Here is a 16832-nt window from a genome sequence, read left to right as displayed (position 1 = left end):
CCCCGCCCTCCCAGGGGGCGCCGACCCCACTTCCATTGTCAAGCCACCCCACACACCAAAGAAAGACCACACCCACAGCTGTGGAAAACCCACGACCCAACCACTTCGAAACAGACTCTAGGGCCTATGCGGATGACGACGGAGAAGCCGCGAAGGGCCTGCCGCCCGTCCTCCGGAGCGGCGTCCGCGTCTCCCCGCCAGACGAAATCCGCCTTTCGCCGATCCTGGCCGTCGCGGCCGTCGGCCTGAGCGGCGTCGAGGCCGGGACGGCTCAGTCGAATCCGAGCCGACGGAGCTGCTTGGGGTCGCGCTGCCAGTCCTTGGCGACCTTGATCCGCAGGTCGAGGTAGACCTTGGAGCCGAGCAGCGCCTCGATCTGCCGCCGGGCCCGCGTGCCGACGTCCTTCAGCCGCGCGCCCTTGGGCCCGATGACGATGCCCTTCTGGCTGGGCCGCTCGACGTACAGCCAGGCGTGCACGTCGATCAGGTCGTCGCGGCCCTCGCGGGGCGCCATCTCCTCCACGACCACCGCGATCGAGTGCGGCAGCTCGTCGCGTACGCCCTCCAGGGCGGCCTCGCGGATCAGCTCGGCCACCATCACCTGCTCCGGCTCGTCGGTCAGCTCGCCCTCGGGATAGAGCGGCATGCCCTCCGGCAGCCGGTCGACCAGCAGGTCGCCGACCACGTCGAGCTGGAACCCCGACTCGGCCGAACACGGCACGACGTCGGCCCACTCCCCCAGCCGCGACACCTTGAGCAGTTGCTCGGCGACCTGCTTACGGCTCGCCAGGTCGGTCTTGGTCACCATCGCGACGACCGGCGTGCGCCTCTCCTGGGCCAGCTCGGCAGCGATGAACCGGTCGCCCGGACCGACCTGCTCGTTCGCCGGCACGCAGAAGCCGATCACGTCGACCTCGCTGAGCGTCGAGCGCACCAGACTGTCGAGCCGCTCGCCCAGCAGCGTACGCGGCTTGTGCAGACCGGGCGTGTCGACGATGACGAGCTGCGCGTCCGGACGGTGCACGATGCCCCGGATCGTCCGCCGCGTCGTCTGCGGCTTGCTGCTGGTGATCGCCACCTTGCTGCCGACGAGCGCGTTCATGAGCGTGGACTTGCCCACGTTGGGGCGACCGATGAAGCAGGCGAACCCCGACTTGAATCGGGTGCCGGTCTGGGGCGAGGTCACACTGTCGATTGTGGCGTACTCACGACCGCCGCCGGACCGCATGGCGCCGGTCAGCTTCTCAGCACGGCACGAACGGCGCCGTCCGGCCCGGCCACCAGCACGGGAGCCTTGGGCCCCAGGTCGCGAACGGCGGCGATGTCGGGAGCCTCGTCCTCGGTGACCACGGCGGCGGCCTCAAGCGACTCCGCGCCGCTGGAGACCGCCATGGCCACGGCGACCTGCAGCGCGGACAGCTTCAACGAGGGAAGCTCGACCGACCCGGCCGCATACGTCCGCCCGGTCTCATCCCGCACAGCGGCCCCCTCGCCGCCCCCGACCCGTGCTCGCGTCGAACGCGCGAGGGTAATGATCTTCACGTCTTCGGCATCAAGCTCACTCACGCCCGCCAGCGTACGTCCCCCCACCGACTAAGACGCGAACCCACAGCCCACATGTGGTCCGAGCCACAGACGACGCGCACCGAACGCAGGACCCGCACGAACGCAGGGGTCGTACGGGCAACCCCGATAGCTCCCATTAGTGGGCGAGTCGGTGGAGCCAGTCGCGTAGGAGGGCGGTTTCCGTCGGGCGGAGCGGGAGGGTGGTCCCGTCTGTGGCTGTGAGGGCGGCGTCCAGGGCCAGGGCCCGGGGGGCGAGGCCGGTGTGCGTGGCCGGGGGCGGGTCGGTGGTGATGGAGTCGATGAGAATGTCGCGCATTCGCGCGGAGATCTCCGGGTCGCGCTCCTCGGCCGAGGCGCCGACCAGCGACAGGGTGACGCCGGTGACGGCGGCCAGGCAGAGCTGGGCGGCGAGGGCGGGCGGGACTTGGAGGCGCCCGGCGGCGGCGACGTGGTCGAGGAACTTCAGCAGGAGGTCGCCCGCCTCCTCGGCGGCGGGCGGGCGGCGACCGGGGCGGTCGGCGCCGAACATCAGCAGGTAGAACGCGGGGTGGCGCAGGCCGAAGTCGACGTGCATGTCCCAGCCGCGGCGCATGTCGTCGACCGGGTCGGCGGTGTGCGCCAGCTCGTGCTTCTCGGCCAGGTAGAGGTCGAAGCCGTGGATGGCCAGGGCCGCCAAGAGGCCGTCCTTGTCGCCGAAGAGCTGGTAGAGCGAGGCGGCGCGGATGCCGGCCGCCGCGGCGACCGAACGGGTGGAGACCGCCTGGGCTCCCTCCCGCTCCAGGATGCCGGCCGCCACCTCGAGGATCCGCCGCCGGGTACGGGTCTTCGCATCGTCCACGGTTGCAATGCTACGCCATTCCGCGTATCACTGATACGGAGCAGCGATACACAGATCAGCGTTGCAGTGATACGGCCAAGGGAGAGACCAATGATCGGATACGGAGCCATGCAGCTCGCCGGGCCGAACGTATGGGGGCCGCCGGACGACCCCGAGTCGGCGCGGCGGGTGTTGCGCCTGGCGGTCGAACTCGGAGTGACGTTCTTCGACACCGCGAACGCGTACGGGCCGCGTACAGTGAACCGGCTGATCGGGGAGGCGCTCCGCCCGTTCCCGGAAGAGGTGATCGTCGGCAACAAGGTCGGCGCCGGGCGTGGCCCGGACGGGGCGTGGATCATCACCGGCCACCCGGACACGGTGCGCCGGCAGGTCCACGAGGCGCTGGCCGACCTGGGCACCGAAACGAGCGAGCTGACCTACCTGCGGCTCGGCGGCGACTCTCCGGTGCCCCCGAGCGACGTGCCGCTGGAGGATTCGCTCGGTGTGCTCGTCGAGCTGCGGGACCAAGGGCTCATCCGCCGCATCGGGCTGTCCGGCGCGTCGCCGGAGATGCTGGCCCGCGCGCAGGAGATGACGCCGATCGCGGCGGTGCAGAACCGCTTCAACCTGCTCGACCGCAGCGGCGTCCAGGTCCTCGCCGACTGCGAGGCGCAGGGCATCATGTTCGTCCCCTACTTCCCGCTGGCCTCGGGGCGGCTCGCCGGCTACGACGAGCTGACCGGCCCCGCGGAGCGCCTCGGCGCGACGCCGGCCCAGGTCGCGCTGGCCTGGCTGCTGCGCCGTTCCCCCGCCATGGTCGTCATCCCCGGCACGGCGAACCCCGCTCACCTGCGCGCCAACGTCGCCGCGGCCGAGGTCGCCGAGAACCTGACCGACGCCGAGGTGACCCACCTGACCGGTCTCGTCGACGAGTCGAAGGCCGTCATCGACCGGCCGCACCAGTCCACGCTCGACGCGCTCAGGTCCGCAGCGGAGAGCCACCTCTGAGCGGCCACCGCCCAGCGAGCGTCACGGTCTGGCCGTACCCGTCCGTGGGACTTATGGTCTGGCCGTGTCAGTCCTTGAGATCTCCGATCTGATCGGCGCGTGGGATCCGATCACCGGTGAGCGTCTGCCGGTCGTCAAAGACGAGGTGGTCGCGCGGCTGCGTGAGGCCGGCGACCGGCGTGCGGCGCGGATCGTCGAGCGGATGCCCGCGTCCGGGCGGTTCCTGGCGCCCGGCGCGGTCGACCGGCTGTTCATCCGGGTCCATACCGAGTTACAGCGTCTCGGCGAGGAACTCCACATGGCCGAGCGGTTCGCCGAGTTGCTGGCACCGGTCCTGGCCGCGGCGCGGGCCGCCGGATTCGGGCCGCTGCGGATCGTGGACGTCGGCTGCGGCCTCGGCTACGTGATGCGGGCCTTCGCCGCCTCGGCGGAGCTGGGTGCGGACGTGGAGCTGACCGGGGTGGACCTCAACCCCGTGCTCATCGCCGAGGCCACACGGCTCGCCGAGGCCGAACGGCTCAACTGCCGTTTCGTCCGCGGCGACGCCTTCGCGCTCACCGAGCCGGCGACGGTCTACATCTCGGGCGGGGTGCTCCATCATTTCCCGGCCGCCGAACTGGCCGGGTTCTTCCAGGCACAGGACCGGCCGGGAACCGCGGCGTTCGTGCACTACGACATCGCCGCGACCCGGCTCGCCCCCGTGGGGGCGTGGGTGTTCCATCGCGCCCGGATGCGCGAGCCGCTGGGCCGGCATGACGGAGTCGCCTCGGCACGGCGAGCGCACGGCGACTCGGTGCTGCTGGACGCCGCGTCGCGGCCGGGCGGGATGGAGGTCTTCCTCTTCGCGCCGATCGGGCACGCCAACCCGTTCTGCGCCTCGATGAGACCCGTCCTCGGGGTACGGCCGGAGCTGGCCGGGACGCTGCGGAAGGTGCTCGGGAGGCGGGCGCGAGGTCTCATCAGCGTCGACGGCGTACGGGAAGGGACCGGACGGTGACCTTGTTCCCGGCCGAGCCCGTCACGGTTCCCGCGCTCCTGGTGGGCCTGGCCGTGGCGGACGGCGCCTTCGCCGGATTCCGCGCTGGTACGGGCCGCAACGCCCGCATCCGCAAGCGGCGCTACAACCTGCTGGCGGCCGGGCGCGGCCTGGCCGTGTCGGCGGCGGGGCTCGCCGTCACCGCCGTCGTGATCCTGCTCGGATCGGCGGGCCACGCGCACCGCCGGGCGGATCTGGTCGAGGCCGGGGCGAGGATGCTCATGGTCCTGATGCCCTACGCCGTCGCCGTCGTGATCTCGCTCGCGGGGTACCGCCTGCTCCCCATCCGGCCGAGCACGCTGTTGATCCTGGTCGGGCTGGGGCCGTTCACGCTCGCCCGGCCCGCGGTGGTGGCGGCGGCGACCGCGGCCGCCGTCCTCGCCTCACCGGACTGGCTCGTCCGGGCCGTCGCCCTGACGGCTGCCACCGGCACGCTCATCGTCGAGCCGTGGGTCCACCGCCGCTGGTACCGGGAGCCGTTGTGACGCCGCGGCCTCAGGCCTCGGCGTTCTCGCGATCGCCGGCCGGCTGCTCCTCGTCGTCCGGCGGCACGCGTTCGACCAGGACGGTACCGATCTTGTTGCGGCGGCCGGCGAGGTTCTCCACGGTCAGCCGCAGGCCGGCGACCGTCGCCTGGGAGCCGGCGATCGGGACGCGGCCGATGGCGTGGGCCAGCAGGCCGCCGACGGTCTCGACCTCGTCCACGTCGATCTCCACGCCGTACAGGTCGGCCAGGTCCTCCACGGGCAGCCGGGAGGTGATGCGCGCCCGCCCGTCGGCCAGGTGCTCGACCGGCGGGGCCTCCTGGTCGTACTCGTCGGTGATCTCCCCGACGATCTCCTCGAGGATGTCCTCGATGGTGACCAGCCCCGCCGTTCCGCCGTACTCGTCGATCACCACGGCGCAGTGCGTCTGCCGGGCCTGCATCTCGCGCAGCAGTTCGTCGATCGGCTTGCTGTCCGGCACGTACGTCGCCGGGCGCATGATCGACTCGACCCGCTCCACCGACTCGCCGTCGTGGTATTCGTGGCTGCGGCGCACGATGTCCTTCAGGTACGCGATGCCGACCACGTCGTCCTCGTTCTCGCCCACCACCGGGATGCGGGAGAAGCCGCTGCGCAGCGCCAGGGACAGCGCCTGACGCAGCGTCTTGTCGCGCTCGATGAAGACCATGTCGGTGCGCGGCACCATCACCTCACGGACGAGCGTGTCACCCAGCTCGAACACCGAGTGGATCATCTCCCGCTCGTCCGGCTGGATGAGGCGCCGCTGCTCGGCCAGGTCGACCAGGTCCCGCAGCTCCGCCTCGGAGGTGAACGGGCCCTCGCGGAAGCCCTTGCCGGGGGTCAGGGCGTTGCCGAGCAGGATGAGCAGCCTCGGCAGCGGTCCCAGCACCCGCGCCAGCGGATGGATCACCGCGGCGCCCAGGAGCGCCACCCGGTCGACGTGCTGGCGGCCGAGCGTACGCGGGCTGACGCCGACGGCGATGTAGCTGACGACGATCATCACCGCGGCGGCCGTGGCGTACGCCCGCCAGTTCTGGCCGAGCCAGAACGTGCACACGACGGTGACGATCACGGTCGCGGCCAGCTCGCAGCTGACCCGCAGCAGCAGGATGAGGTTCAGGTAACGCGGGGAGTCCGCGACGACCTGCGCCAGCATGCGGGCGTTGTGGCCGTCTTCGCGGACGAGTTCCTCGACGCGGACCCGCGAGATGCGGGCCAGCGCCGTCTCGGCACTGGCGAACAGGCCCCCCACCGTCACCAGGGCGGCGGCGAGGATCACCAACCAGATCATGGGCGTCGTCATGAGGGGGTCTGCGCGCGCGCCTCACGCCAGGAGGCGAGAAGCTCCGCTTGCAGACCGAACATCTCCTTGTGCTCCTCGGGCTCGGCATGGTCGTAGCCGAGCAGGTGGAGGATGCCGTGCGTGCACAGCAGGTGCAGCTCCGCCTCCGTACCGTGGCCGGCCTTGCGGCCCTGCTGAGCCGCGATCACCGGGCAGAGCACGACGTCGCCGAGCAGCGCCGGGTCGGCCGGCGCGTCCTCGGTGCCGCCGGACACGTGGCCCGGGCGCAGCTCGTCCATCGGGAAGGCCAGCACGTCCGTCGGACCGGGCTCGCCCATCCACTTCTCGTGCAGCTCGGTCATTGCCGCCTCGTCCACGAGGACGATCGACAGCTCGGCGAGCGGGTGGATGTCCATGCGGTCGAGGACATGCGTCGCCAATGCGGACAACGTCGTCTCGTCGACGTCCTCGCCGGACTCGTTGAGTACTTCGATGCTCATCGTCATCGCCCCCGCTTGCGCGGGCCGCGGCCGTCCTGGTTGACCTCGCGTGGCCGGCTCCGTATGTCGTGGCGGTCGTACGCGTCGACGATCTGGCCCACCAGCTTGTGGCGGACCACGTCCTTACTGGTCAGGGTACGGAAGCTGATGTCGTCGATGCCATCCAGGATCTCCTGCACGACGCGGAGGCCGCTGTCCTGCCCCGACGGCAGGTCGACCTGGGTGACGTCACCGGTCACCACGACCTTCGAGCCGAACCCGAGCCGGGTCAGGAACATCTTCATCTGCTCGGGCGAGGTGTTCTGCGCCTCATCGAGAATGATGAAGGAGTCATTGAGCGTGTTGTGCGTCAGCAGGTGATCCTGCGTGACGTACAGAGAGTCTTCCGCCGCCACCTGGATGCACACGCACTCCTCGCGCCCCGCGGGCTCGATCGAGTCGACGAACCGCATCGGCCGCCCGCCGCCACCGGCGGCGTGGTACTCCTCGCGCTTCTGGGCGAGGCGGAAGGGCTCGACGCCTTCGGGCAGACGGATGTCGACGATGTGGGCGTCGCGGCCGGATCCGCCCGACGCGCCTCCCCGCTCGCGCTCCTCGGCCACGCCGCCGAGTGACCGCACCAGCGCGACGACGTCATCGCGAAGCGGGATCGACGTCGTCGTGAACCGGACCCGGCACGTGCGGTCGGCCTGGGCGACCGGCTCGCCGTCGGTGTCGAGGAGCCCCTGGAGCACCGCGAGGCGGACCTCGGCGGCGTTGTACAGGTAGTCGCCCGGCACCGATCGTGTACCGCACGGATCCGGCTCGCGCGCGATGGTGATGACCTGCCCGGGCTCGGTCACGTGGTCGACGCCGCCCCTGCGGCGGACCTCGACGCCGGGCCGCTCTTCGAGCGCGTCCGCGCGGCCGTCGCCGAGCAGCCGGCCCAGAGCGTACGGGTCGATGGGGACCTCGCGCTCGGGAAGGCGCACCGGGCCGGTGAGCAGCGGCAGCTCGTAGCGCCGGGCGTGCGCCGCGCGCAGGTCGCCGATCATCTCCCGGGTCTCCAGGACCCGCCACGGCTCGTCAGAGGCGTTCCGGACGGTCCACAGGTGCTCGCCGCAGCAGAGGGTCCGCGCTCCGTCCTGGGCGGTGACGTGGTAGATGTCCTTTTCGCCCTGGGGGTGGACGCCGAGGACCGGGGTCGGCTCGCCGTTCGAGCCGATGACGAGGTCACCGACCTGAAGATCGCCGATGGGGCGCCAGCCGTCCGGTGTCAGGACCGGGGTGAAGACGGGCTGTGCACGGCCTCTCATGTACGCGAGGGGCGCCACCTCGATCGTGCCGGCGGCCATGAGGCGCGGGATCGAGTCGGGGTCGATCATGTCGTGCAGCGCGTCGTACAGGGGGCGCAGGTACGGGTCGATCTTCTCGTACAGCGTGCCGGGCAGGAAGCCCAGCCGCTCGCCCGCCTCGACGGCCGGGCGGGTGAGGATGATCCGGTTGACCTCCTTGGCCTGGAGGGCCTTCACGGCCTTGGCCATCGCGAGGTAGGTCTTGCCCGTACCCGCCGGGCCGATCGCGAACACGATCGTGTGCTTGTCGATCGCGTCGACGTAGTGCTTCTGGTTGAGCGTCTTCGGCCGGATCGTGCGCCCGCGCGAGGAGAGGATGTCGAGGGTGAGCACCTCGGCGGGGCGTTCGGCGGTCTCGGCACGCAGCATCGCCACGCTGCGTTCGATCGCGTCGGGAGTGATCGGCGTGCCGGTCTTGAGCAGGTCGAGCAGCTCTTCGAAGAGCTTGGCGGCGAGCTCGGTCTCCTCGGCGAGGCCGGTGATCGTGATTTCGTTGCCACGTACGTGGACGTCGCTGGCGAAGGTCTTCTCGACGACGTCGAGAAGCTCATCGCGCGAGCCGAGCAGGGCGACCATCGAGAGGTCGTCCGGGATCACGATCTTGACTTGCGTACGCGCGCTGTCCGGTACGGCGTCAGCGGTGTGAGTTGAATCGGCCATAGCCCGGCCTTGCGGCCTTTTCGTCCCTGCCTTCCGATTGCGTGCGGTCCCCGGCTGCGTCGTTTCTCATGGTACCGGCACGGGGCCAACCATTTTCGGGTCACTCACCAGCGGGAAGTCAGCCGGGCGGCCAGTTGAGGCCGCGTCCGCCGAGCACGTGGGCGTGCACGTGGAAGACGGTCTGGCCCGCTCCCGGACCGGTGTTGAAGACCACCCGGTAGCCGGACTCGGCGACACCGTCGGCGACCGCGACCTGGTGCGCCTCGCGTACGAGCTCGGCGAGCAGGTCGCCGTCGGAGGAGGCGAGCTCGACCGCGGTCGGGTGGTGCTCCTTGGGCACCACCAGCACGTGAGTGGGAGCCTGCGGGTTGATGTCGCGAAACGCCAGGGTGCGGTCGGTCTCCCGGACCACGGTCGCCGGCACGTCACCAGACACGATCTTGCAGAACAAGCAGTCCTGTTCTGTCACGGACCCCTCCTCACGCCCCACAGGTCTGCGCATGTTATCGCGGTCCAGAGACAGGACCGTCGTCACCGGAGCCACCCCCGTCGCTCCTCACCGGGCCGTACGGGACTCGTCTGCGAATCGTTACGAGCGAGGGGCGTCGCTATGGCCAAGAACCGCCCACCTCTGGTTAGGGTTGCTGTCGCGAAACCTCGGCGCGCACGGGCCTCCAGCCCCCACCAGGTCCCCTCGATCCGTGCCCCGGGCCCACTTCGCGAGAACTTACGGATCCGGCGTGCCGTCCAACCAGGAGGGCACATGCGGGAGACACACCGATGGGCGGGATAAAGGCGAGACGAGGTATGCCCTTTCGTAAACCTCACAGTGAGGGTGCGCGTCCCACTGATGTGACCGAAACCCTCGTAGCCAGGAGCACGGCGGGAGCTGTGGCGGTCGCCTGGGACGCAGACCAGGCGGTTACCGCGCTCTACAGTGCCCACTACCGCTCGCTGGTGCGCCTCGCGACGCTGCTCGTTCGCGACGTCGCGACGGCGGAAGAGGTGGTTCAGGACGCGTTCGTGGCCATGCACGGCGCATGGCGACGGTTGCGCGAGCCCGAGAAGGCCCTGTCGTACCTGCGGCAGTCCGTGGTGAATCGGTCACGGTCAGTGTTGCGGCACCGTGCCGTCGTGGAGAAGTACGCTCCCAAGGGGCTTCCCGACGCGCCGAGCGCGGAGAACGGGGCGATCGTGGAGCTCGAACGCTCCGCGGTCGTGAAAGCACTCGGCGCCCTGCCGAATCGGCAGCGCGAAGCACTGGTGCTCCGTTATTACGGTGATCTCTCCGAAGCGGAGATCGCCAAGACGATGGGCATCAGCCGGGGGGCCGTCAAGAGCCACACCGCGCGCGGTATGGCCGCGCTACGCAGCGTCCTGGAGCAGCAGTAATGACCCAGCCCTTCGACGACGAGCACGGCGACCGTCTTCGCCGTGCCCTGCACGCGGAAGCGGAAGCGGTCACGCCCTCTGCGGAGGGACTCGAGCGCATCCGGGCCAAGATCAACCAGCGGCACGAGCGACGTTTCGTCGTCTCCCTCTCCGCGCCCTGGTTGCGCCCGCTGGCGGCGGCCGCCGCCGCCATCGTCGTGTGCGTCGTCGCGCTATCCGTCACACCCGGTCTGGCCAACTTCGTCCAGACCGGCCACTTCAGCCCGGACTCCGGCGGCAACAGGGGAAACTCTGCGGCCACCGACGGCCACTCCCGAGGACAGACGCCCCCGGGCGACTCCTCGACACCCGACCCGAGCGCCTCCCCGAGCCCGACGTCGATCCACCCGTCCAACACGGGCAAACACGTGGTCAACGGCACATGCCCGCCCGGCGAGACCACGGTCACCCCAACGGCGACACCGACGGCCGACAGCTCGGCCGACTCGGGCCCGAGGACGCGCACGACGTGCCAGGCACCCCCTGACGGCGGGACCACGACACCACCGAACTCAGGCGGAACCACCCCGCCGACGGAGTCGTCCCCTCCGACCCCTCCGTCGAGCGACCAGCCGACGTCGGACTCGGCCCCCACGACGGCACCGAACCAGTCCCCCTGATCCACTCCGCCGTCCCGGCAGCACCGGAACGGCACCGCACGGACCGCACTGCCCACCAGCGGCCCGGGTCCACTCCCCGTCCTGGCAGCACCCGGTACGGCACGGGCCGCACCGCCCATCAGTCACCCGGATCCGTTCCCCGTCCCGGGAGCACCCGGAACGGCACCACACGGACCCGCGCTGCCCACCAGCGGCCCGGGTCCACTCCCTGCCCTGGGAGCACCCAGAAGGAGACCACACGGACCGCGCCCTCTGCCAGTCACCCGGATCCGCTCCACATCGCGGGAGCACCCAGTACGACACCGCCCGGGCCGCGCTGCCCACCAGCGGCCCGGATCCGCTCCCTGTCCCGGGAGCACCCGGAACGAGACCACACGGACCGCACCGCCCACCAGCCACACGGGCCCACTCCCCATCCCGGGAGGACCCGGAACGACACCGCACGGGCCAAGCTGCTACCAGCGGCCCGTGCGGCTCAGCAGCACCGTGGCAGCGGCCACGCCCGCCGTCGACGTGCGCAGCACCGTCGGGCCGAGCAAGCACGGCACACCGCCCGCCGCCACGAACACCGCGACCTCCCCGTCGGTCAAGCCGCCCTCCGGGCCGACGACCACGACAAGCTCCGCGGACTCCGGCATCAGGTCGCTCAGCAGCACCCGGAACGACACCGCACGGACCGCGCCCCCTACCAGTCACCCGGATCCGCCGCCGTCCCCGGCAGCACCCGGAACAGCACCACACGGGTCGCACCGCCCACCAGCCACCCAAATCCGCCCCCATCGCGGGAGCACTCAGTACGACAGGGTCCCTCTCTGCCCCAGGAGCACCCCGGAACGACACCACAACGGACCGCACCGCCCACCAGCCAACCCGGGTCCACTTCCCCCCTGGGAGGACCCGGAACGGCGCCGCACGGGCCGAGCTTCTACCAGCGAGCCCGTGCGGCTCAGCAGCACCGTGGCAGCGGCCACGCCCGCCGTCGACGTGCGCAGCACCGTCGGGCCGAGCAGGGACGGCACACCGCCCGCCGCCACGAACGCCGCGACCTCCTCGTCGGTCAGGCCGCCCTCCGGGCCGACGACCACGACAAGGTCTCCGGACTCCGGCACCGGCAGGCCGCTCAGCGGGCGTTCCGCCTCCTCGTGCAGCACCACTGCCAGTGACGCGTCCGCGACCCGCGCCACCGCGTCGGAGGTGGTGGCCAGGTCGGTGACCTCCGGCAGCCAGGCGCGACGGGCCTGCTTGGCGGCCTCGCGCGCCGTGTTGCGCCAGCGCGCAAGGGCTTTGGCCCGGCGTTCGGGACGCCACTGGGTCACGCAGCGCGCCGCCGCCCACGGGACGATCACGTCCACGCCCACCTCGGTCATCGTCTCGACCGCCAGTTCGCCCCGGTCGCCCTTGGGCAGGGCCTGCATCACCACGATCCGGGGGTCCGGGCGGGGTACGTGCCGACGCGCACCGGCCTCGAGGTGGAGGCTGTCCCGTGCGGTGGAGGTGACGACGCACTCGACGAGCCGGCCCTCTCCGTCACCGAGGTCGACCCGCTCCCCCGGCCGCAGCCGACGTACGGCCGCCGCGTGGCGCCCCTCAGGCCCGTCGAGGACGATCCGATCGGACTCCAGACGAGAGGGCTCACTGAGGAAGAGGGGCGGGCTCATGCCCCCGATCGTAGGCGCGCGGCGGGAGCGAGAGAGCCCGCGCCTACGATCGAGGCGAAGACCGTGACCTAGGGGGAACCGAGGCCGGTGAGGCTGCGCGCCACGGCGGTCGGCCATCGCGTCGTCGGGTGGGGGCCAGTTCGCCGCGGCGCACCCGCGCGGCCAGGCGCGTGCCCTCCTCGACGATCAGGGCGTACGCCGAGACGTGGTCGGGCCCGGCGGCGACCGCGGCATCGAGGCTGGCCTGCCAGTCGGCGTTACCCTGGCCAGCCATAGATCAGGTCGAGGTTCACATGGTCGAACCCCGCCTCCCGCGCCCACGTGCGGCACAGCGTGCAGGAAGGACCCGGCCGACACGGTTCCCCGGCTCCCCGGCCAGGGCGGTCCCCCGTTTCCCCGGCCAGGGCGGTCCCCGGCTCCCCGGCCAAGGCGGTCCCCCGGCGACCCGCCGTCCCCCGGCCAAGGCGGCCCCTGGTGACCGCCGTCCTCCGGCTAGCGCGGTCTCCCGACGGCGCGGTCCCCCCGACGGAACGGCCCATCGCGCGGCGTTGACCACTGCGGACCGTGTAAGACAGACCCCCGGCTCCCTGTGGGGAGCCGGGGGGCTTCGCCGAAGGTCTCAGCGGCCGTTGAAGGCGTCGCGCAGCCGGGAGAAGAAGCCCTGCTGGCCCGGGGAGAACTTGCCGGGCGGTCGCTCCTCGTCGCGCAGGACGGCCAGGCGGCGCAGGAGGTCCTCCTGCTCCTCGTCGAGCTTGGTGGGCGTCTCGATGTTCACGTGGATCATCAGGTCGCCGCGGCCGTTCTCGTTGAGGTGCTTGACGCCCCGCCCGTACATCGGGATCTGCTGGCCGGACTGCGTGCCGGGCCGGATGTCGATCTCCTCCGGGCCGTCCAGGGTCTCCACGGTCAGCGACGTGCCGAGTGCGGCGGCCGTCATCGGCACCTGGACGGTGCAGTGCAGGTCGTCGCCCTGCCGTTCGAAGATCGCGTGCGGGCGCTCGACGATCTCCAGGAACAGGTCGCCGGCCGGGCCTCCGCCCGGGCCGACCTCGCCCTCGCCGGCGAGCTGGATGTGCGTGCCGTTCTCCACGCCGGCCGGGATGCGGACCTTGATCGTACGGCGGGTGCGGACCCGGCCGTCGCCGGAGCACTCCGGGCACGGGGTACGGATCACGCTGCCGTAGCCGCCGCACTGCGGGCAGGCGCGGGAGGTCATGACCTGGCCGAGGAAGGACCGGGTGACCTGCTGCACCTCGCCACGGCCGTGGCACATGTCGCAGCTCTCCGGCTGGGTGCCGGGCGCGGTGCCGGCGCCGGTGCAGTTGGTGCAGACGATCGCGGTGTCGACGGTCAGCTCGCGCGTGGTGCCGAACGCGGTCTCGGCCAGGTCGAGTTCGACGCGGATCGTGCCGTTGCGGCCGCGGCGTGCCCGGCTGCGCGGGCCGCGCTGGGTCTGCGTGCCGAAGAAGGCGTCCATGATGTCGCTGAACGGGAACCCTGCCCCGAACCCGCCGCCCGCGGCGCCGGTGCCGGACGCGAAGGGGTCCGCGCCCAGGTCGTACATCTCACGCTTCTTGGGGTCGGAGAGCACCTCGTAGGCCTGGGTGATCTCCTTGAACCGATCCTGGGTGTCGGGATCGGGGTTGACGTCCGGGTGCAACTCGCGCGCGAGCCTGCGATAGGCCTTCTTGATCTCGTCCGCACCCGCATCGCGGCGTACTCCGAGGGTCGCGTAGTAGTCGTTCGCCACTTACGACCCCGCCAGAATCTGACCGACGTAACGTGCCACTGCGCGTACCGCTCCCATCGTGCCGGGGTAGTCCATCCGCGTCGGGCCGAGCACGCCGAGCCGGGCCACGGCCTGGTCGCCGGCGCCGTATCCGGTGGCGACCACCGAGGTCGTGAACAGACTCTCGTGGGGGTTCTCGGTGCCGATCCGTACGGTGAGGCCGGCGGGATCACCCATCTCGCCGAGCAGCCGCATCAGGACGACCTGTTCTTCCAAGGCCTCCAGCACCTCGCGGAGGCTCTGGGACAAGTCGGCGCGGGCGAGGTTCGCCGCGCCGGCGATGACGATCTTTTCTTCGTGTTTCTCGACCAGCGTTTCGAGCAGCACCGACAGGACGGTCGCGGCGAGCGGCCGTTCGTCGGGCGGCAGCCGGTCGGGCACCTCGGCGACGACGCCGGGAACGTCGCCCAGCCAGCAGCCGTCGAGGTGGGCGTTGAGCAGCGCCCGCAGGTGGGCGATGGACTCCTCCGAGACGCCCTCGGGCATCTCGATGGTCCGCTGCTCGACCCGGCCCGTGTTGGTGATGATGACCAGCAGCAGCCGCTCCGGGCCGATCGGCACCAGTTCGACGTGGCGTACCGCCGAGCGCGTGAGCGAGGGGTACTGCACGACCGCGACCTGCCGGGTCAGCTGCGCCAGCAGCCGCACGGTGCGGGTCACGACGTCGTCGAGGTCGTAGGCGTTCGCGAGGAACGTCTCGATGGCCCGCCGCTCCGCCCCGGACAGCGGCTTGATCGTCGACAGCCGGTCGACGAAGAGCCGGTATCCCTTGTCGGTGGGCACGCGGCCCGCGCTCGTGTGCGGCTGGGCGATGTAGCCCTGCTCCTCGAGCAGGGCCATGTCGTTGCGGATCGTGGCCGGGGACACCCCGAGATTGTGCCGGTCGGCCAGTGCCTTGGAGCCCACGGGTTCGTTGGTGGACACGTAGTCCTCAACGATGGCACGCAGCACCGCAAGCTTGCGATCGTCGAGCACGCACTCACCTCCCACGGTCGGCCTGGCACTCCACGTTCTTGAGTGCCAAGTGTACGGCGATCGGCGACCGTCGCGGTGGGTCGGCGGTGATGAACGACGACGGCGACGGGCTCGCTTCCCGGGGTCGCCACGCAGTGGCGCAACACCGCTCGCCGCACCGGTATTCCGGCGTCCGCGGTCGGCGTCGGCGCGCAAGCGTACCGGTTCGCGGGCGTGTTGGTCCCGGCTCGGCCGGGTTGGTCCCGGTACGTTGCGGCCCGTGCGGAGCAAGGACTACGGCGATGACGTTCTCGCGGGCGACTGGCGACGCCCGCGCAAGGGCCAGATCCCCGAGATCGCGGCCGAACCCGGCCTGGTGGCCGAAGATCCCTCCAGCGGCTTCTGCGGCGCGGTCGTGGCCTGCGCCAAGGACGCGGTGACCCTGGAGGATCGATTCGGCAGGCGACGGGTGTTCCCGCTCGCCAAGGCCGGGTTCCTGATCGACGGCAGGCCGGTGACGCTCGTCCGCCCCACGTCCGCGCCGGGCCGGGCGCGGTCGGCCTCCGGCTCCGTCGCGGTACGGGACCTGCGGGCCCGCGTCGCGCGGGAGAGCCGCATCTACGTCGAGGGCAAGCACGACGCCGAGCTGGTGGAGAAGATCTGGGGTCACGACCTGCGCGTCGAGGGGGTGGTCGTGGAGTTCCTCGAGGGCGTCGACCACCTGCCGGAGATCGTCGAGGAGTTCGGCCCCGAGCCGGACCGCCGCCTGGGCGTGCTGGTGGACCACCTGGTCGCGGGCTCGAAGGAGTCCCGGATCGCCGAGCGGGTCGCGTCGCCGTACGTGCTGGTCACCGGGCATCCCTTCATCGACATCTGGCAGGCGGTCAAGCCGGCCGCGCTCGGCATCCGCGCCTGGCCGGACGTCCCGCGCGGCATCCCCTGGAAGGAAGGCGTGATCGCGGCGCTCGGCTGGAGAGGCGAGCCGGGCGAGGTCTGGCAGACCATCCTCGGCCGGGTTCGCACCTACGCGGACCTGGAGCCCGCGCTCCTCGGCCGGGTCGAGGAGCTGATCGACTTCGTCACCGATCCTCCGGCGGACGGCTGATCGCGCAACCGTCCGCGCCGCGGGCGCGTCTCATAAACTGCGACACCGCATCAGGGGGACAATTCAGGATCTGTCCCCACCGGAGGGGGCGCACGCGATGACCTACGGCCAGCACCACGGCGGGCCGCCGTACGGAGGACAGCCGTACGCCCGGCCGCCGCAGGGGCAGCCGCCGTACGGACCGCCGCCGGACGAACAGCGGCAGGCGCCGTACGGACCGTCGCCGCACGAACAGCGGCAGGCGCCGTACGGGCCTGGGCAGTACCCTCGGCCGGGGTACGCGCTGCCGGGGCCCGGCCACGGGCAGCCGCCCCGTGGACACCACGACCCGTACGCCGAGCCGCCGAAGGGCCGCCGCCGCCCGGAGACGCCGGCCGGCGGCCCGGTCGACGACGAGGACGAGCGCTGGGCGGTCCCCGCCTACGTCGGGATGTTCGTGTCCGGCTTCGTCGCCCCCGCCATCGTCCTGGCCGCGAGGGGACGGACGTCGCACTTCGCGCGTTTCCACGCCATCCAGGCGCTCAACCTGTTCGTGGCGATGTTCGTCTGCACGTCTCTCGCGCTCC

Annotated in this window: 15 protein-coding genes and 6 pseudogenes; 7 read left to right on the top strand and 14 right to left on the bottom strand. The window is 71.4% G+C overall.

The genetic code is table 11. The annotated features are described in order from the left end of the window. Positions 1-271: 271 nt before the first annotated feature. From era to ACFFNX_RS28695, 3 genes are all read right to left on the bottom strand, one after another. Entirely contained in the window at positions 272-1186 is a 915-nt protein-coding gene (era, locus tag ACFFNX_RS28705; RefSeq protein WP_378208760.1) for a GTPase Era, read from the bottom strand. A 50-nt stretch (positions 1187-1236) separates the two neighbouring features. Next, positions 1237-1566 (bottom strand): cytidine deaminase-like protein, encoded by a 330-nt coding sequence (locus ACFFNX_RS28700; protein WP_378208758.1) that lies wholly within the window; start codon positions 1564-1566, stop codon positions 1237-1239. A 136-nt stretch (positions 1567-1702) separates the two neighbouring features. Next, positions 1703-2404, bottom strand: coding sequence for a TetR/AcrR family transcriptional regulator (locus tag ACFFNX_RS28695; protein ID WP_378208757.1), 702 nt, complete (start codon positions 2402-2404; stop codon positions 1703-1705). 90 nt (positions 2405-2494) lie between these two features. On the opposite strand from ACFFNX_RS28695, the gene ACFFNX_RS28690 reads away from it, so the two are divergent. From ACFFNX_RS28690 to ACFFNX_RS28680, 3 genes are all read left to right on the top strand, one after another. Then, complete coding sequence (locus ACFFNX_RS28690) at positions 2495-3391, top strand: aldo/keto reductase (RefSeq protein ID WP_378208755.1); 897 nt, start codon at positions 2495-2497, stop codon at positions 3389-3391. 64 nt (positions 3392-3455) lie between these two features. Next, complete coding sequence (locus ACFFNX_RS28685; RefSeq protein WP_378208753.1) at positions 3456-4388, top strand: class I SAM-dependent methyltransferase; 933 nt, start codon at positions 3456-3458, stop codon at positions 4386-4388. Further along, positions 4385-4912, top strand: coding sequence for an oxidoreductase (locus ACFFNX_RS28680; RefSeq protein WP_378208751.1), 528 nt, complete (start codon positions 4385-4387; stop codon positions 4910-4912). The genes ACFFNX_RS28685 and ACFFNX_RS28680 overlap by 4 nt, the downstream gene beginning before the upstream one ends. 10 nt (positions 4913-4922) lie before the next feature. Here the strand turns inward: ACFFNX_RS28680 and ACFFNX_RS28675 are convergent, their stop codons facing one another. From ACFFNX_RS28675 to ACFFNX_RS28645, 6 genes and pseudogenes are all read right to left on the bottom strand, one after another. Then, positions 4923-6224 carry a hemolysin family protein gene (locus ACFFNX_RS28675; protein ID WP_378208749.1) on the bottom strand — a complete coding sequence of 434 codons (1302 nt, stop codon included), beginning with the start codon at positions 6222-6224 and terminating at the stop codon, positions 4923-4925. An 8-nt stretch (positions 6225-6232) separates the two neighbouring features. After that, positions 6233-6715, bottom strand: coding sequence for an rRNA maturation RNase YbeY (gene ybeY, locus ACFFNX_RS28670; protein ID WP_378208747.1), 483 nt, complete (start codon positions 6713-6715; stop codon positions 6233-6235). A gap of 2 nt (positions 6716-6717) precedes the next feature. Continuing rightward, the gene (locus ACFFNX_RS28665; protein ID WP_378208789.1) at positions 6718-7167 is read right to left on the bottom strand and encodes a PhoH family protein; all 450 of its coding nucleotides are present in this window, start codon (positions 7165-7167) and stop codon (positions 6718-6720) included. Positions 7168-7275: 108 nt separating this feature from the next. Beyond that, positions 7276-7749 (bottom strand): annotated as a pseudogene (locus tag ACFFNX_RS28660) (LAGLIDADG family homing endonuclease); the annotation flags it as partial. A gap of 249 nt (positions 7750-7998) precedes the next feature. Then, positions 7999-8709: pseudogene (locus ACFFNX_RS28650) on the bottom strand (PhoH family protein); the annotation flags it as partial. 118 nt (positions 8710-8827) lie between these two features. Beyond that, positions 8828-9178 carry a histidine triad nucleotide-binding protein gene (locus ACFFNX_RS28645; protein ID WP_378208745.1) on the bottom strand — a complete coding sequence of 117 codons (351 nt, stop codon included), beginning with the start codon at positions 9176-9178 and terminating at the stop codon, positions 8828-8830. Positions 9179-9516: 338 nt separating this feature from the next. Between ACFFNX_RS28645 and ACFFNX_RS28640 the strand changes: the two genes are divergently transcribed. Both ACFFNX_RS28640 and ACFFNX_RS28635 read left to right on the top strand, forming a co-directional pair. After that, positions 9517-10101, top strand: a complete 585-nt coding sequence (locus ACFFNX_RS28640) for a SigE family RNA polymerase sigma factor (RefSeq protein ID WP_378208743.1) — start codon at positions 9517-9519, stop codon at positions 10099-10101. After that, complete coding sequence (locus ACFFNX_RS28635) at positions 10101-10760, top strand: hypothetical protein (protein ID WP_378208741.1); 660 nt, start codon at positions 10101-10103, stop codon at positions 10758-10760. Before ACFFNX_RS28640 ends, ACFFNX_RS28635 begins: the two co-directional genes overlap by 1 nt. A gap of 455 nt (positions 10761-11215) precedes the next feature. Here the strand turns inward: ACFFNX_RS28635 and ACFFNX_RS28630 are convergent. The 5 genes and pseudogenes from ACFFNX_RS28630 to hrcA form a co-directional block, all read right to left on the bottom strand. Continuing rightward, positions 11216-11392: pseudogene (locus ACFFNX_RS28630) on the bottom strand (RsmE family RNA methyltransferase); the annotation flags it as partial. A gap of 303 nt (positions 11393-11695) precedes the next feature. Continuing rightward, positions 11696-12418 (bottom strand): annotated as a pseudogene (locus ACFFNX_RS28625) (16S rRNA (uracil(1498)-N(3))-methyltransferase); the annotation flags it as partial. A 105-nt stretch (positions 12419-12523) separates the two neighbouring features. After that, a pseudogene (locus tag ACFFNX_RS28620) lies at positions 12524-12747 on the bottom strand (radical SAM family heme chaperone HemW); the annotation flags it as partial. Positions 12748-13037: 290 nt separating this feature from the next. After that, positions 13038-14168, bottom strand: a complete 1131-nt coding sequence (dnaJ, locus tag ACFFNX_RS28615; protein ID WP_378208739.1) for a molecular chaperone DnaJ — start codon at positions 14166-14168, stop codon at positions 13038-13040. Then, positions 14169-15182 (bottom strand): heat-inducible transcriptional repressor HrcA, encoded by a 1014-nt coding sequence (gene hrcA, locus ACFFNX_RS28610; RefSeq protein ID WP_378208737.1) that lies wholly within the window; start codon positions 15180-15182, stop codon positions 14169-14171. Positions 15183-15441: 259 nt separating this feature from the next. Between hrcA and ACFFNX_RS28605 the strand changes: the two genes are divergently transcribed. Then, complete coding sequence (locus tag ACFFNX_RS28605; protein WP_378208735.1) at positions 15442-16266, top strand: DUF3097 domain-containing protein; 825 nt, start codon at positions 15442-15444, stop codon at positions 16264-16266. Between the two features lie 97 nt (positions 16267-16363). Then, positions 16364-16832, top strand: a pseudogene (locus ACFFNX_RS28600) (hypothetical protein); the annotation flags it as partial.

The organism is Actinoallomurus acaciae, assembly GCF_042429965.1.
In the GTDB taxonomy this organism is placed as follows: domain Bacteria; phylum Actinomycetota; class Actinomycetes; order Streptosporangiales; family Streptosporangiaceae; genus Actinoallomurus; species Actinoallomurus acaciae.
This window is presented reverse-complemented; position numbering and strand designations above follow the sequence as displayed.

Excerpts from the sequence above, each read along its gene's own strand:
- ACFFNX_RS28690 (WP_378208755.1), top strand. The coding sequence starts at position 2,495 with ATGATCGGATACGGAGCCATGCAGCTCGCCGGGCCGAACGTATGGGGG.
- ACFFNX_RS28675 (WP_378208749.1), bottom strand. The coding sequence starts at position 6,224 with ATGATCTGGTTGGTGATCCTCGCCGCCGCCCTGGTGACGGTGGGGGGC.
- ybeY (WP_378208747.1), bottom strand. The coding sequence starts at position 6,715 with ATGAGCATCGAAGTACTCAACGAGTCCGGCGAGGACGTCGACGAGACG.
- ACFFNX_RS28665 (WP_378208789.1), bottom strand. The coding sequence starts at position 7,167 with ATGCGGTTCGTCGACTCGATCGAGCCCGCGGGGCGCGAGGAGTGCGTG.
- ACFFNX_RS28640 (WP_378208743.1), top strand. The coding sequence starts at position 9,517 with ATGCCCTTTCGTAAACCTCACAGTGAGGGTGCGCGTCCCACTGATGTG.
- ACFFNX_RS28635 (WP_378208741.1), top strand. The coding sequence starts at position 10,101 with ATGACCCAGCCCTTCGACGACGAGCACGGCGACCGTCTTCGCCGTGCC.